Consider the following 14,850-nt stretch of genomic DNA (forward strand, 5'->3'; position numbering starts at 1 on the left):
CGCCCATTAAGGAGAAATTATGCTGCCCACCCAATCAACCCGACTCAACAAATACATTAGCGAGAGCGGAATCTGCTCACGCCGCGAAGCTGACCGTTACATTGAGCAAGGTAACGTGTTTCTCAACGGTAAACGCGCCACCATCGGCGATCAGGTGGTCCCTGGCGATGTGGTGAAAGTGAATGGTCAGCTTATTGAGCCCAGAGACGAAGAGGATCTGGTGTTTATCGCGTTGAATAAACCAGTGGGTATTGTCAGCACCACGGAAGAGGGCGAGCGGGATAATATCGTCGATTTCGTTAACCACAGCAGCCGTATTTTCCCGATTGGCCGCCTGGATAAAGACTCTCAGGGGCTAATTTTTCTCACCAACCATGGCGATCTGGTGAACAAAATCCTGCGTGCCGGCAACGACCATGAGAAAGAGTATTTAGTTACCGTGAATAAGCCCGTCACGGACGAGTTTATTCGCGGTATGAGCGCGGGCGTGCCGATCCTCGGCACGGTCACTAAGAAATGCAAAGTGAAAAAAGAGGCGCCTTTCACTTTCCGCATCACCCTGGTTCAGGGGTTAAACCGCCAGATCCGCCGCATGTGCGAGCATTTTGGTTTTGAGGTGACGAAGCTTGAGCGTACGCGCATCATGAACGTCAGTCTCTCCGGCATTCCGCAGGGTGAATGGCGTGATTTAACGGGTGATGAATTGATTGAGCTGTTCAAGCTGATTGAGAACTCGACGTCCGAGGTGAAAACGGCGAAGCCGAAGGCGAAACCAAAAACCGCCTCGACGCCGGCCAAAAAACCGGTCAGCGGCAGCGGCAAGAACATGGCGAAAACCCCGGCAGAGATGGCAAATCGTAAGCGCTTTGCATCGCCAGGGCGGAAAAAGAAAGGGCGCTAATTAGCGCCTTCCACGGGGTGAAGTATTGGCAGACCAGGAGAAGGTTGATTCCGTATCTGGTTTATAAGCCTGTGCCTTTTTAAGCTTGCGGGCTTTTTTTGCTTCAACTTCACGCTGAGCCATCAGTTTGTCGATGTACTCTTTTTTAACCTGATTGGTTTCAGCGTTTGTCAGAGTACGACCATGTGCAATCCGTGCGCGATCGAGCAGGGTTTTCAGTTCGCGCTGCTCGCTTTCCGTCATGTCTTTCTGGGTCAATCTCGGTGTGGACATACCTGAAGCCTCTTGAGAATAGAGGCTTCAGTGTAAAGCAAGCCAGGGCTTGCGCGAAGCGAATTAGCTTTCTTTCACCACTTCTTTTTTCGGCGGTTCGTCAATCGGTTTTCCTGACCAGTAGCCCGCCAGCAGCGAGCCGGAAAGGTTATGCCATACCGAGAACAGCGCGCCCGGCAGTGCGGCGAGCGGAGAGAAGTAGATCTTCCCGAGCGCTGCCGCCAGCCCTGAGTTCTGCATCCCCACTTCAATTGCCAGCGTGCGGCAGGTCGATTCATCAAAGCCGAACAGCTTCCCGCCCCAGTAGCCGCCCAATAGCCCAATGGTGTTATGCAGAATTACCGCGATGATCACCACAAATCCTACCGACGCAATATGCGATGCCGACCCGGCAACCACGGCGCTGATGATCGCCAGGATACAGACCATCGAAAACGCAGGCAGGTAAGGCTCCACGGCTTTCACGACTCGCGGGAACAGGTGATGGATGACCAGACCGAGCGCAATCGGAATCACCACGATTTGCAGGATGGAGAGCAGCATACCCATCACATCCACCTGAATATGCGCATCCACGTACAGGCGCGTCAGCAGTGGAGTGGCAATCACGCCCACCAGCGTGGAGACCGAAGAGATGGTGACAGAGAGCGCCACATCGCCCTTGGCAAGATAGATCATCACATTCGATGCCGTCCCGCTGGCGACGCTGCCCACCAGCACCATCCCGGCGGATAAGTCCGGCGGCATTTTAAACGCTAATGCCAGCAGCCAGGCAGCCAGCGGCATCACCAGATAGTGCAGGAAAATCCCCGCCGCGACGGGCGCCGGGCGTGACAGCACGCGTTTAAAGTCGTCAATTTTTAGATGCACGCCCATCCCGAGCATAATCAGCATCAGCAGCGTGGTGACCCACGGGCCAATTGGGGTAAAGGTCGATGGCGTGTAATAGGCGAGAACAGAGAGCAGCAGCGCCCATAACGGGAACAGCCGCGTGATAGCGGATAACATAGTGAATTCCTTGCGATGACGTTGTGTTATTTAGTTATAAAAAAGCCGGGTTCGAGCCCGGCTATAGGTAATGTTTATCGTGCTAAGGAATTTTATTCAAACAAATTATGATGAAGTTTCTGCACGACTTGCTCGGCTTCGTGACCCGGTACGAGGAAGCACAGGTTATAGCTGGATGCGCCGTAGCAAATCATGCGGATATTGAACGGATCCAGCACGCCGAAGACCTCTTTACCCACACCGCAGGCGCGTGACAGCTGGTTGCCAATGATCGCGACCAGCGCCAGATCTTCTTCCACTTCAACGCGACACAGGGCAGAAAGCTCCATCAGCAGCGATTGCGTCAGCAGGGTATCGCCCGTAGACGTTGAGCCGGTGGTGTCGAGCGTCAACGCAATGCTCACTTCAGAGGTGGTGATCAGATCCACCGAGATATTGTGGCGCGCCAGAATGCCAAACACTTCCGCCAGGAACCCACGAGAGTGCAGCATATTCAGGCTGTGCAGCGTGACCAGCGTCTGCTTGCGACGCAGCGCCAGGGCACGGAATAGCGGTGGTTTTTCGGTTTTATTGCACACCAGCGTACCGCCTGCTTTCGGGTCTTTGCTCGATCCGACAAACACCGGAATATCGCTACGTACCGCGGGCAGCAGCGTGGCGGGATGCAGCACTTTCGCCCCGAACGTCGCCATTTCCGCAGCTTCTTCAAAGGCGATAACATCAATACGTTTCGCGGCAGGCACGACGCGCGGATCGGTCGTATAGATCCCAGGAACGTCGGTCCAGATATCCACGCGGGTGGCGTGTAGCGCTTCGCCCAGCAGCGCCGCGGTATAGTCGCTACCGCCACGGCCCAGCGTCGTGGTGCGGCCTTTGGCTTCACTCCCGATAAAGCCCTGAGTGATGACAATGCCTTCGGCAAGGCGTGGGGCCAGTTGCTGTTGTGCCAGCTCAGAAAGCGTAGCAACGTCAGGCTCCGCGCGACCAAAGCGATCGCTGGTACGCATGACCTTACGCACATCAAACCATTGCGCCAGCACGTCGCGCTCACGCAGGATTTCAACGAACAGCAGAGTCGACATCAGCTCACCGTGGCTCACCAGTTCGTCGGTAAGCGCGGTAGAGGTCGCCAGTGAGGCGGCTTCTGCCAGGGTGGTGATATTTTCGAGCAGGCGTTCAATTTCCTCGCGAATCACCTGTGGATTCTGCATCTGCTCCAGAATATCAAACTGAATTTTGCGCAGCGCATCGAGCTTCACAAAGCGTTCGGTCGCTTCCAGTCCTTCTGACAGGGCAACCAGCAGGTTCGTCACGCCAGCAGAGGCTGAAAGTACGACCATGCGGGTGTGTGGATCGGCCAGCACCACATCGGCGCTGCGGTTCATGGCTTCGTAATTGGCCACGCTGGTACCGCCAAACTTGGCGACAACAAAACTCGTCATAACATCCTCGTGTCGGGGAAAGAATAAAGCGACCATGGCACAAGAACGAAACGAAGACAGGTGCAGGCGCAAATACCGCCCTATAAATAAAATGCGGGGGGAGTCCTGTCAACGCTGGGATTATGCGGATTTTTCATGGGGGGGTATCCCTTAGTAACAGGACTTATAACAAGGCACTATTTTATCCTCCGATTCACGGCATTCTGGACGACATTCAACCCCTTCAGGGGCTGGCTTCAACGGCTATACTTTTTGAGTCTTTTCACGCCCGTTTGATGCAGGCCAGGGCAATGGCATAAAAACCATCACAATTTCCGCGCGCAGGCGCTACAATCGACCGCAGTCACAATTCTCAAATCACAAGAGTATTGCTAATGAAAAACATCAATCCAACGCAGACTTCTGCCTGGCAGGCACTACAAAAACACTTCGACGAAATGAAAGACGTCACTATCGCGGATCTGTTCGCGAAAGACGGCGATCGTTTCAGCAAATTCTCCGCGACCTTCGACGATCTGATGCTGGTGGACTTCTCTAAAAACCGCATCACTGAAGAGACGCTGGCCAAACTGCAGGATCTGGCGAAAGAAACCGATCTGGCAGGGGCTATCAAGTCCATGTTCTCCGGCGAGAAAATCAACCGTACTGAAGACCGCGCTGTACTGCACGTCGCGCTGCGTAACCGTAGCAATACCCCGATTATTGTTGACGGCAAAGATGTGATGCCGGAAGTGAACGCCGTGCTTGAGAAGATGAAAACCTTCTCTGAAGCCATTATCTCCGGTAGCTGGAAAGGCTACACCGGTAAAGCGATCACTGACGTCGTGAACATTGGTATCGGTGGTTCTGACCTCGGCCCATTCATGGTGACCGAAGCGCTGCGCCCGTACAAAAACCATCTGAACATGCACTTCGTCTCTAACGTCGATGGGACTCACATCGCCGAAGTGCTGAAGAAAGTGAACCCGGAAACTACGCTGTTCCTGGTCGCGTCTAAAACCTTCACCACCCAGGAAACCATGACCAACGCCCACAGCGCGCGCGACTGGTTCCTGGCCACAGCGGGCGACAACAAACACGTCGCAAAACACTTCGCGGCGCTCTCCACCAACGGCAAAGCCGTGGGCGAGTTCGGCATTGATACCGCGAACATGTTCGAATTCTGGGACTGGGTCGGCGGTCGTTACTCCCTGTGGTCAGCGATCGGTCTGTCGATCATCCTGTCCGTGGGTTACGACAACTTTGTTGAGCTGCTCTCCGGCGCGCATGCGATGGACAAGCACTTCTCCACCACCCCGGCCGAGAAAAACCTGCCGGTCCTGTTGGCGCTGATTGGCATCTGGTACAACAACTTCTTTGGTGCTGAAACCGAAGCCATCCTGCCGTACGACCAGTACATGCACCGCTTTGCGGCGTATTTCCAGCAGGGCAACATGGAATCCAACGGCAAGTACGTTGACCGTAACGGCAACGCGGTGGATTACCAGACCGGCCCAATTATCTGGGGTGAGCCGGGCACAAACGGCCAGCATGCGTTCTACCAGCTGATCCACCAGGGCACCAAAATGGTTCCTTGCGACTTTATCGCACCGGCAGTGACCCACAATGCGCTGTCTGATCATCATCAGAAGCTGCTGTCTAACTTCTTCGCGCAGACCGAAGCGCTGGCGTTTGGTAAAGCCCGCGATGTGGTCGAGCAAGAGTATCGCGATCAGGGTAAAGATCCGGCGACGCTGGACCACGTTGTCCCGTTCAAAGTGTTTGAAGGCAACCGTCCAACCAACTCCATCCTGCTGCGCGAAATCACGCCGTTCAGCCTGGGTGCGCTGATTGCGCTGTATGAGCACAAAATCTTCACGCAGGGCGCTATCCTGAATATCTTCACCTTCGATCAGTGGGGCGTAGAGCTGGGCAAACAGCTGGCTAATCGCATTCTGCCGGAGCTGGGTGACGATAAAGATATTAACAGCCATGACAGTTCAACAAATGGTCTGATTAATCGCTATAAATCCTGGCGCGGATAATTAATATTCCCATATCAATGCCGGCGAAATGCCGGCATTTTTTTATCGGATAATTCCGGTTGTCCGTTACCTGGCGCAAATTTCTATTCTGAGTTTATTCCGAAAAGGCTGATTACCCTGTTAATCACTACGGGTAATTTTAGGAATATACGGAGATTTACTGGTTGTGATTTTATTATAACCATCTGAATTTTATTATCTTATTTTATATTCTTTAGTGGATTGTATTTCCTTTCATCCATTTATCCTAAAACCGCCTTGCTATTTCCCCGTTCGCCAATCCGTCTGCTTTAGTTGTGTATACTCGAATCCGCCCGAATTTCTTTTTGGGCAAATCTCCATTCATTCATTGAAGGGAAATTGTTATGAAAAAAGTACTGTATGGCATTTTTGCCATATCTGCGCTTGCGGCGACGTCTGTCTATGCGGCTCCGGTTCAGGTCGGAGAAGCAGCAGGCTCGGCAGCAACGTCTGCGTCAGCGGGAAGTTCTACCGCGACCGCAACGAGCACCGTAGGCTCAGCCGTGGGTGTCGCTCTGGCGGCAACCGGTGGCGGTGATGGCTCCAATACCGGAACCACGACCACCACGACAACAAGCACTCAGTAATAACGGGTGTATTAACCATAACCACACTTCGGTGTGGTTATTTCGCCCCTTCGGAGAAGAGTCGTGAAGCGACCTGCAATCATCCTGATTTGCCTGCTTTTGCAGGCGTGCTCAGCCACCACTAAAGGGCTGGGACATTCACTGTGGGACAGCGTCTTCGGTACGCCCGGCGTCCATCTTACCGATGATGATATCCAGAACATGCCGTATGCCAGCCAGTACATGCAGTTAAACGGGGGACCGCAACTGTTTGTGGTACTCGCTTTCGCCGAAAACGGGCTGCAGAAATGGGTGACGCAGGATCAGGCCACCCTCGTGACACAGCATGGCCGAATCGTGAAAACCCTGCTCGGCGGCGACAACCTGCTTGAAGTGAACAACCTCGCGGCAGACCCGCTGATCAAACCCAATCAAATTGTGGATGGCGCAAGCTGGACGCGCACGATGGGCTGGACGGAGCACCAGCAGGTGCGATACGCCACCGCGCGGTCCGTTTTCCGCTGGGACGGCACTGACAGCGTAAAACTGGGTAGCGATGAAACTCAGGTACGGATCCTGGATGAAGAAGTCACCACCGACCAGGCGACCTGGCATAACCGCTTCTGGGTGGATGATGAAGGGCAGATTCGCCAGTCGTTGCAGTACCTTGGCGCTCATTACTTCCCGGTGAAAGCCACCCTGATCAAGGCGGCAAAACAATGAAAATCATAACAAGCCTTGCACTGTTTATGAGTCTGGCTGCGCCGCTGGCGTGGGCGGCGGGGACCGTTAAGGTCTACACCCCAGAGAACAAAGAGCCGAAAACCTTATCGAATGCCGAGCACCTCATTGATTTAGTCGGACAGCCCCGACTGGCAAACAGCTGGTGGCCAGGCGCGGTGATCAGCGAGCATCAGGCCACGGCGCTGGCAGAACAAAAACACAACGCCTTGCTGGCAAGACTGACCGGGCTGGCCGGGCAGGAAGAGGGTGACAGGGCCGCGGCCATTAACGCCATGCGCCAGCAGTTACAAGCCATCACGGTAACGGGACGGCAAAAGATTAACCTCGATCCCGATGTCGTGCGGGTGACGGACACCGGCAATCCGTCTCTGGAAGGGGAATATACCCTGTGGATCACCCCCCAGCCTTCCACCGTCACGGTGATGGGGCTGGTGAGTCACCCCGGCAAAAAACCGTTTACACCGGGACGCGACCTGGCGAGTTATCTGGATGATCAAAGCCTGCTGTCGGGCGCCGAACGCAGCTATGCGTGGGTGGTTTATCCCGATGGCCGCACGCAAAAAGCACCGGTGGCGTACTGGAATAAACGTCATATCGAACCCATGCCGGGCAGCGTGATTTTTGTCGGCTTTGCCGACCATTTCTGGACGAAGGCGTATGACGGGCTGAACACCGACATCCTTCATTCCCTGACGCAGCGGATACCGGATTAATGAAAAGAACTTATCTCTACAGCATGCTGGCGCTGTGCGTCAGCGCCGCCTGCCATGCCGAAACCTTTCCCGCTCCTGTCGGGCCGTCGCAGTCAGATTTTGGCGGCGTCGGCCTGATGCAAACGCCAACGGCACGCATGGCGCGCGAGGGCGAAATCAGCCTCAACTATCGCGACAACGATCAGTACCGCTATTACTCGGCTTCGGTGCAGCTGTTTCCGTGGCTGGAAACCACCCTGCGTTACACCGATGTGCGAACGAAACAGTACAGCAGCGTGGATGCTTTCTCCGGCGATCAGACCTACAAAGATAAAGCCTTCGACGTCAAATTACGCCTGTGGGAAGAGAGCTACTGGATGCCGCAGGTCTCCGTCGGCGCGCGCGATATCGGCGGTACGGGCCTGTTCGATGCCGAATACATTGTCGCCAACAAAGCCTGGGGACCGTTCGACTTCTCTCTGGGGATGGGCTGGGGCTATCTCGGTACCAGCGGGAATGTGAAAAGTCCGTTCTGCTCTTACAGCGATAAATACTGCTATCGCGATAACAGTTACCAGAAAGCAGGCTCGGTGAACGGCGATCAGATGTTCCATGGTCCGGCGTCATTGTTCGGCGGCGTGGAATACCAGACGCCGTGGCAACCGCTGCGCCTGAAACTTGAGTATGAAGGCAACAACTACACCGAGGATTTTGCTGGCAAGATCGAGCAGAAGAGCAAGTTTAACGTCGGCGCCATTTACCGTGTCGCCGATTGGGCCGACGTTAACCTCAGCTATGAGCGCGGCAACACCCTGATGTTTGGGGTCACGCTGCGAACCAACTTTAACGACATGCGCCCGTCATACAACGATAACGCGCGGCCAAAATATCAGCCGGAGCCGCAGGATGCCATCATACAGCACTCGGTGGTGGCCAATCAGCTTACCCTGCTGAAATACAATGCGGGCCTTGCGGATCCGAAGATCCAGACGCAGGGCGACACGTTGTATGTCACGGGAGAACAGGTCAAATACCGTGATTCCCGCGAAGGCATCGAACGGGCAAACCGGATCGTGATGAACGATCTGCCGGACGGGATCCGCACGATCCGCGTCACTGAAAATCGCCTCAATATGCCGCAGGTCACGACCGAAACGGATGTCGCCAGCCTGAAGCGTCATCTGGAGGGCGAACCGCTGGGACATGAAACCGAGCTGGTCCAAAAACGCGTGGAGCCGGTGGTTCCGCAAAGCACCGAGCAGGGCTGGTATATTGATAAATCCCGCTTCGATTTCCATATCGATCCGGTGTTAAACCAGTCGGTTGGCGGACCTGAAAACTTTTACATGTATCAGCTTGGCGTGATGGCAACGGCAGATCTGTGGATGACGGATCACCTGCTGACCACCGGGAGCGTCTTCGGTAACCTTGCCAATAACTACGACAAATTTAACTACACCAATCCGCCGAGCGACTCTAAGCTGCCGCGCGTGCGTACCCGCGTGCGTGAATATGTGCAGAACGATGTCTATGTGAATAACCTGCAGGCCAACTACTTCCAGTATCTCGGCAACGGTTTTTACGGTCAGGTGTACGGCGGTTATCTGGAAACCATGTACGGCGGCGCGGGCGCAGAAGTGCTCTATCGTCCGGTCGACAGCAACTGGGCGTTCGGCCTTGATGCCAACTACGTGAAACAGCGTGACTGGCGTAGCGCGCAGGACATGATGAAGTTCACCGATTACAGCGTGAAAACCGGCCATCTCACCGCCTACTGGACGCCGTCGTTTGCCCAGGACGTGCTGGTAAAAGCCAGCGTCGGTCAATATCTGGCGGGTGATAAAGGTGGTACGCTGGATATCTCCAAACACTTCGACAGCGGCGTGGTGGTGGGCGGTTACGCGACCATTACCAACGTGTCGCCAGACGAATACGGGGAAGGGGATTTCACCAAAGGGGTGTATGTGTCTATCCCGCTGGATCTCTTCTCGTCAGGCCCGACGCGCAGCCGTGCTGCGGTGGGCTGGACACCGCTGACGCGTGATGGGGGTCAGCCGCTGGGCCGTAAGTTCCAGCTGTATGACATGACCAGCGACCGGAGCGTGAATTTCCGCTGATACCCCTCACCCTAACCCTCTCCCCAAAGGGGAGAGGGGATCGTTCAGCGTCGTCTTTTCCCCTCGCTCCGGTACAGTGTGAGAGAGGGGATCGCCCGGAGCCGTCTTTTCCCCCTCGCCCTGTACAGTGTGGGAGAGGGGATCGCTCAGAGCCGTCTTTTCCCCTTGCCGCTGTACAGTGTGGGAGAGGGTATCGCCCGGAGCCGCCTTTTCCCCCTTGCCGCTGTACAGTGTGGGAGAGGTGAGCGCCCGGAGCCGCCTTTTCCCCCTTGCCCTGTACAGTGTGGGAGAGGGGATCGTTCAGAGCCGTCTTTTCTCCCTCGCCCCTTTGGGGAGAGGGCCGGGGTCAGGGGTCTCCTCGCCATTGCATAAAAACATAAGCAAAAAATATAGATCCCTGTCACATTTTTACGTTATACAAGTACCTCACCCCTGAGACCGAGGTGCTGTATGTCATCACTGACTCGCCCGCGCGTTGAGTTTATCTCAACGATTCTCCAGACCGTGCTGAGCCTCGGTTTGTTGAGTCTTGGCCTGATACTGGTCGTTTTTCTGGGCAAAGAAACGGTGCATCTTGCCGATGTGCTCTTCGCCCCTGAACAAACCAGCAAATATGAGCTGGTCGAAGGACTGGTGGTCTACTTTCTCTACTTCGAATTTATCGCCCTGATTGTGAAGTACTTTCAGTCTGGCTTTCATTTTCCACTGCGTTACTTTGTCTACATCGGCATCACGGCGATTGTGCGGCTGATCATCGTCGATCACAAATCACCGATCGATGTGCTGATCTACTCTGCGGCGATCCTGCTGTTAGTCATCACTCTCTGGCTGTGTAACTCTAAGCGGCTGAAACGCGAATAAAAAAATGGCGGCCCAAAGGCCGCCAAACAACAGTCACAAGTTAACTCGTCATCTTTCAGGTTGTTGATGCGTTGGCTGCGTTCGTTCACCCTGGTCACCTGTTTGAGCAAGCTCCCGGGATTCACTCACTTGCCGCCTTCCAGCACCCCGAAAGAGTGGGAGTTGGGTCAATACGTCAAAGTTGAGGGTTGCAGTGGCATAACATGATGAAACTTAACCTTTAACACCGCCCGCCGTGAGGCCGTTGACCAGCCAGCGCTGGGCCAGCAGGAACACCACGGTAATCGGGATGGCCGAGAGAACAGCGGCTGCGGCAAAGTCACCCCACAGATAGTTTTGCGGGTTGAGGTATTGCTGCATCCCCACTGCCAGCGTGTAGCTATTCACATCGCGCAGGAGCAGGGAAGCGACCGGAACTTCGGTAATGGCCGCGATGAACGACAGAATAAACACCACCGCCAGAATCGGCACCGACAGTGGCAGCAGCACCAGGCGGAATGCCTGCCACGGCGTGGCGCCATCCAGTGACGCCGCCTCTTCCAGCGAGCCATCAATGGTTTCGAAATAGCCTTTAATCGTCCAGACGTGGAGGGCGATACCGCCCAGATACGCGAAGATCACACCGCCGTGGGTATTCAGACCGATAAACGGCACGTACTGGCCGAGACGGTCGAACAACGCGTACAACGCCACCAGCGACAGCACCGCCGGGAACATCTGGAAAATGAGCATGCTTTTCAGTAGCGTCGCTTTACCCGGGAAACGCATACGGGCAAAGGCATACGCGCAGGTGGTGGAGAGCGCCACAATCCCGATAGCGGTAATTCCGGCCACTTTGATGGAGTTCCACAGCCATAACAGCACCGGGAAAGGCGGCGGCGTCACGCGGCCATCGGCGTGTTCGACGCTGAAGCCCAGCGCCAGCTTCCAGTGCTCCCACGAGATCTGGTCCGGGATCAGGCTCCCGGTGGCGAAGTTCCCTTCACGCAGGGAGATGGCGATAACCATCAGCAGCGGGAACATAATGGCGGCGATAAAAATCAGCAGCCCTAAGTGCGTCACCAGCAGGCGAAGTTTTTGAGATTTGGGTTGTACCATAGCCATAATATTCTTTACTCCTTAATACCGCTCCAGGCTGTTTTGCTTGCCATTTTGAATGCTGGCAGTGCTCAGAATCCTCACGTACTTCGTGTACGCTCCGGTTCTTGCGCGCTGGCAGCGCCCAAACTGGCTGCGCCAATGACGCCTGGTGATTCCAGTTAGTCAAATTTCATACGTGTGGCTTTCAGGTTCACAATCGCCAGAGCGCCCACCAGCAGGAAGATCAGGGTGGCAATCGCCGCCGCCAGACCAAAGTCCTGACCACCGCCGCCTTCAAAGGCGATGCGGTAGGTGTAGCTCACTAACAGATCGGTATAGCCTGCTGGCGTAGTCGTTCCGAGACGGTCCGGGCTGCCGTTAGTCAATAACTGAATCAGTACGAAGTTGTTAAAGTTAAAGGCAAAACTGGCAATCATCAGCGGTGTCAGCGGCTTGATCAGCAGCGGGAGCGTAATCTTAAAGAAGTTCTGGAACGGGCCGGCGCCATCCATCGCGGAAGCTTCGTACAGATCGTCCGGAATCGCTTTCAGCAGGCCCATGCACAGGATCATCATGTACGGATAGCCGAGCCAGGTATTGACGATAATAATCATACTGCGGGCGGTGGTCGGGTCGCTGAACCAGGCCGGTTTGATGCCAAACAGCGCGCCCAGCATCATGTTGATTTCGCCAAAGCTCTGGTTAAACAGCCCTTTGAAAATCAGAATCGAGATAAACGACGGCACGGCGTACGGCAGAATCAGCAGCACGCGATAGATGGCTTTGCCTTTCAGCGATTCCCACTGAACAACACAGGCCAGCACCATGCCGACCGCCACGGTCAGAATGACCGTCAGGACCGAGAAGACGACCGTCCAGACGAAAATGGCGAAGAACGGCTTCTGGATGCCTTCGTCGGTGAAGACGCGGGTGAAGTTGTCCCAGCCGATGGTGACGGTATAGCCCGGGCTGAGTTTTTCGTCGCCCCAGTTGCCGTCAGCGTTAATGGACTGGTAGAAACCGATCTCGTTGTTCGGACGGTATTTCACGCCGCTCTGGTTGTTGGTGAGCGTACCGTCATCGGCTTTGGTATAGAGCGGCTGCGTGCCGGAGAACTGACGCAGCGAGCTCATGATCACTTTGCTTTCGTCCGGCAGAATCGCGGTGAGTTGCGTCAGCGCCTGACGGTTCTGGGTAATGATGCGCAGATTCGCGCGCTCGCCTTCCGGCAGAGCATCGGCTTCTTTCAGCGTTAGCTTCTGTTCGCCGCCAAATTTGAAGGCGTCGGAGACATAGTTTTTGCCGCTCTCGTCGTCTGTCAGGGCCAGCTTCCACTCGTCACCCGCCGGATATAAACCAAAGTTAAAGCTTTTCCCGGCCTGATAGGAGCGGTCCATCAGCACCTGCTGGGCGCGTTCCTGCGCGAGCTGGTTGGTGCTGCTGTAGTTAGTGAATGCGATAGCGATAGTACAGATCAGCGGGAAGAGCACGAACAGCCCCATCCCGGCCACACCCGGATAGACATAACGCCAGGCATAGGCTTTACGATTGGCGAAAATATACAGGCCAACTGAGCTTAAAATCAGCGTCATGATGGCGAACAGGTACTCCCCCTGCACATACATTAAAACAACAAGGTAACCCACCAGTAAGCCCAGCAGACCTATCACTGACCATTTCAGCGTGTCGCTTTGCCACCCGTGTTTCTTTTTAATGACATCCATGGGGATATTCCTCTACAGCTTGATTTGTTCTCCCTCTCCCCTCAGAGGAGAGGGTCGGGATGAGGGGAAACATGCGACCTCACCCTAACCCTCTCCTGAAAAGGGAGAGGGGATAAAAACATTACTTCGTGATACGACCCTGCGCATCTTTCAACGCGGCATCGACAGTCTGACGACCGCTTGCTGCGTTAATGACGGCGGTACGAGTGGCATACCAGAACGCCGCCATTTGCGGGATATTCGGCATGATTTCGCCTTTCTGGGCGTTATCCATTGTGGCGGCAATACGCGGGTCTTTCGCGAGCGTATCCTGGAAGGATTTCAGGGCAACAGCGCCCAGCGGTTTATCCTTGTTCACTTCACCCAGACCCTGGTCGGTCAGCAGATAGTTTTCGAGGAACTCTTTCGCCAGCTCTTTGTTCGGGCTGGCGGCGTTGATACCTGCGCTCAGCACGCCAACGAACGGTTTTGACGCTTTGCCTTTAAAGGTTGGCAGCAGTGCGACGCCGTAGTTAATTTTGCTCTTGTCGATATTGGTCCAGGCCCACGGACCGTTAATGGTCATCGCGGTTTCACCCTTGTTGAACGCCGCTTCGGCAATGGAGTAATCGGTATCCGCGTTCATATGTTTGTTTTTAATCAGGTCGACCAGGAAGGTCAGACCGGCTTTCGCGCCAGCGCTGTCCACGCCCACGTCTTTCACGTCATATTTGCCGTTTTCAAACTTAAAGGCGTAACCGCCGTCGGCAGCAATCAGCGGCCAGGTGAAGTACGGTTCTTGCAGGTTGAACATCAGCGCGCTCTTACCCTTCGCCTTCAGCTCTTTGTCCAGAGCCGGGATCTCTTCCCAGGATTTTGGCGGGTTCGGAACGAGGTCTTTGTTGTAGATCAGGGAGAGGGCTTCAACCGCCACCGGATAGGCGATCAGTTTGCCGTTGTAACGCACTGCGTCCCAGGTGAACGGGAACAGTTTGTCCTGGAAAGCTTTATCCGGAGACACTTCAGCCAGCAGGCCAGATTGCGCGTAGCCGCCGAAACGGTCATGCGCCCAGAAGATAATGTCCGGGCCATCGCCGGTGGCGGCAACCTGCGGGAATTTCTCTTCCAGCTTGTCCGGGTGTTCAACGGTGACTTTGATGCCGGTGTCTTTCTCGAATTTCTTACCCACTTCGGCCAGGCCGTTATAGCCTTTGTCGCCGTTAATCCAGATAACCAGTTTACCTTCTTCAATTTTGGCGAGAGCCGGTGCGGAAATCATCATTGCTGCCAGGGCGGACAATGCGAAAACGCGTGCGCCAGTATTGATTTTCATATCTGCCATCCTTTTTGGTGATGTGCTCGTGGATACACTGAGGTGGTTCAACGTGACTCAGTCTCCTTATTTGACATCCTCTTTC

General features: G+C 54.9%; 13 protein-coding genes. 7 read left to right on the top strand and 6 right to left on the bottom strand.

The window, feature by feature from the left end; genetic code table 11:
• Positions 1 to 19 precede the first annotated feature (19 nt).
• The gene (gene rluF, locus SOM82_RS01060; protein ID WP_320461222.1) at positions 20 to 901 is read left to right on the top strand and encodes a 23S rRNA pseudouridine(2604) synthase RluF; all 882 of its coding nucleotides are present in this window, start codon (positions 20 to 22) and stop codon (positions 899 to 901) included.
• Here the strand turns inward: rluF and SOM82_RS01065 are convergent, their stop codons facing one another.
• The 3 genes from SOM82_RS01065 to lysC all read right to left on the bottom strand — a co-directional run bounded on the left by SOM82_RS01065 (position 902) and on the right by lysC (position 3,624).
• Positions 902 to 1,174 (bottom strand): YjbD family protein, encoded by a 273-nt coding sequence (locus SOM82_RS01065; RefSeq protein WP_100778081.1) that lies wholly within the window; start codon positions 1,172 to 1,174, stop codon positions 902 to 904. It lies immediately after the preceding gene.
• A 63-nt stretch (positions 1,175 to 1,237) separates the two neighbouring features.
• On the bottom strand, positions 1,238 to 2,182 hold the full coding sequence (gene panS, locus SOM82_RS01070; RefSeq protein ID WP_320461223.1) for a ketopantoate/pantoate/pantothenate transporter PanS: 945 nt from the start codon (positions 2,180 to 2,182) through the stop codon (positions 1,238 to 1,240).
• A 92-nt stretch (positions 2,183 to 2,274) separates the two neighbouring features.
• A complete protein-coding gene (lysC, locus tag SOM82_RS01075; protein ID WP_154126817.1) occupies positions 2,275 to 3,624 on the bottom strand; it encodes a lysine-sensitive aspartokinase 3 in 1,350 nt (449 codons plus the stop codon).
• Positions 3,625 to 3,998: 374 nt separating this feature from the next.
• On the opposite strand from lysC, the gene pgi reads away from it, so the two are divergent.
• The 6 genes from pgi (at position 3,999) to psiE (ending at position 10,649) form a co-directional block, all read left to right on the top strand.
• Entirely contained in the window at positions 3,999 to 5,648 is a 1,650-nt protein-coding gene (gene pgi, locus SOM82_RS01080; RefSeq protein WP_320461224.1) for a glucose-6-phosphate isomerase, read from the top strand.
• 365 nt (positions 5,649 to 6,013) lie between these two features.
• Positions 6,014 to 6,256: an exopolysaccharide production protein YjbE gene (gene yjbE / locus SOM82_RS01085; protein ID WP_095280315.1), complete on the top strand. Its 243-nt coding sequence runs from the start codon at positions 6,014 to 6,016 to the stop codon at positions 6,254 to 6,256.
• Between the two features lie 63 nt (positions 6,257 to 6,319).
• Positions 6,320 to 6,958 carry a YjbF family lipoprotein gene (locus SOM82_RS01090; RefSeq protein ID WP_320461225.1) on the top strand — a complete coding sequence of 213 codons (639 nt, stop codon included), beginning with the start codon at positions 6,320 to 6,322 and terminating at the stop codon, positions 6,956 to 6,958.
• On the top strand, positions 6,955 to 7,692 hold the full coding sequence (locus SOM82_RS01095; protein ID WP_320461226.1) for a capsule biosynthesis GfcC family protein: 738 nt from the start codon (positions 6,955 to 6,957) through the stop codon (positions 7,690 to 7,692). Before SOM82_RS01090 ends, SOM82_RS01095 begins: the two co-directional genes overlap by 4 nt.
• Positions 7,692 to 9,788: a YjbH domain-containing protein gene (locus SOM82_RS01100; protein WP_320461227.1), complete on the top strand. Its 2,097-nt coding sequence runs from the start codon at positions 7,692 to 7,694 to the stop codon at positions 9,786 to 9,788. Before SOM82_RS01095 ends, SOM82_RS01100 begins: the two co-directional genes overlap by 1 nt.
• Before the next feature lie 450 nt (positions 9,789 to 10,238).
• Positions 10,239 to 10,649: a phosphate-starvation-inducible protein PsiE gene (gene psiE, locus SOM82_RS01105; protein WP_154126821.1), complete on the top strand. Its 411-nt coding sequence runs from the start codon at positions 10,239 to 10,241 to the stop codon at positions 10,647 to 10,649.
• 213 nt (positions 10,650 to 10,862) lie between these two features.
• On the opposite strand, the gene malG is transcribed toward psiE, so the two are convergent.
• From malG to malE, 3 genes are all read right to left on the bottom strand, one after another.
• Entirely contained in the window at positions 10,863 to 11,753 is an 891-nt protein-coding gene (gene malG, locus SOM82_RS01110) for a maltose ABC transporter permease MalG (protein WP_154126822.1), read from the bottom strand.
• 155 nt (positions 11,754 to 11,908) lie between these two features.
• A complete protein-coding gene (gene malF, locus SOM82_RS01115) occupies positions 11,909 to 13,453 on the bottom strand; it encodes a maltose ABC transporter permease MalF (protein ID WP_154126823.1) in 1,545 nt (514 codons plus the stop codon).
• A 121-nt stretch (positions 13,454 to 13,574) separates the two neighbouring features.
• Entirely contained in the window at positions 13,575 to 14,765 is a 1,191-nt protein-coding gene (malE, locus tag SOM82_RS01120) for a maltose/maltodextrin ABC transporter substrate-binding protein MalE (RefSeq protein ID WP_154126824.1), read from the bottom strand.
• Positions 14,766 to 14,850 lie beyond the last annotated feature (85 nt).

Origin of the sequence: Lelliottia sp. CFBP8978, from assembly GCF_034046055.2 — a bacterium.
Classification (GTDB): domain Bacteria; phylum Pseudomonadota; class Gammaproteobacteria; order Enterobacterales; family Enterobacteriaceae; genus Enterobacter.

Bases quoted from the DNA above. Each gene is read 5' to 3' on its own strand.
- pgi (WP_320461224.1), top strand. From the start codon at position 3,999: ATGAAAAACATCAATCCAACGCAGACTTCTGCCTGGCAGGCACTACAA.
- SOM82_RS01100 (WP_320461227.1), top strand. From the start codon at position 7,692: ATGAAAAGAACTTATCTCTACAGCATGCTGGCGCTGTGCGTCAGCGCC.
- SOM82_RS01095 (WP_320461226.1), top strand. From the start codon at position 6,955: ATGAAAATCATAACAAGCCTTGCACTGTTTATGAGTCTGGCTGCGCCG.
- panS (WP_320461223.1), bottom strand. From the start codon at position 2,182: ATGTTATCCGCTATCACGCGGCTGTTCCCGTTATGGGCGCTGCTGCTC.
- SOM82_RS01065 (WP_100778081.1), bottom strand. From the start codon at position 1,174: ATGTCCACACCGAGATTGACCCAGAAAGACATGACGGAAAGCGAGCAG.
- malG (WP_154126822.1), bottom strand. From the start codon at position 11,753: ATGGCTATGGTACAACCCAAATCTCAAAAACTTCGCCTGCTGGTGACG.
- yjbE (WP_095280315.1), top strand. From the start codon at position 6,014: ATGAAAAAAGTACTGTATGGCATTTTTGCCATATCTGCGCTTGCGGCG.
- psiE (WP_154126821.1), top strand. From the start codon at position 10,239: ATGTCATCACTGACTCGCCCGCGCGTTGAGTTTATCTCAACGATTCTC.
- malF (WP_154126823.1), bottom strand. From the start codon at position 13,453: ATGGATGTCATTAAAAAGAAACACGGGTGGCAAAGCGACACGCTGAAA.
- lysC (WP_154126817.1), bottom strand. From the start codon at position 3,624: ATGACGAGTTTTGTTGTCGCCAAGTTTGGCGGTACCAGCGTGGCCAAT.
- rluF (WP_320461222.1), top strand. From the start codon at position 20: ATGCTGCCCACCCAATCAACCCGACTCAACAAATACATTAGCGAGAGC.
- malE (WP_154126824.1), bottom strand. From the start codon at position 14,765: ATGAAAATCAATACTGGCGCACGCGTTTTCGCATTGTCCGCCCTGGCA.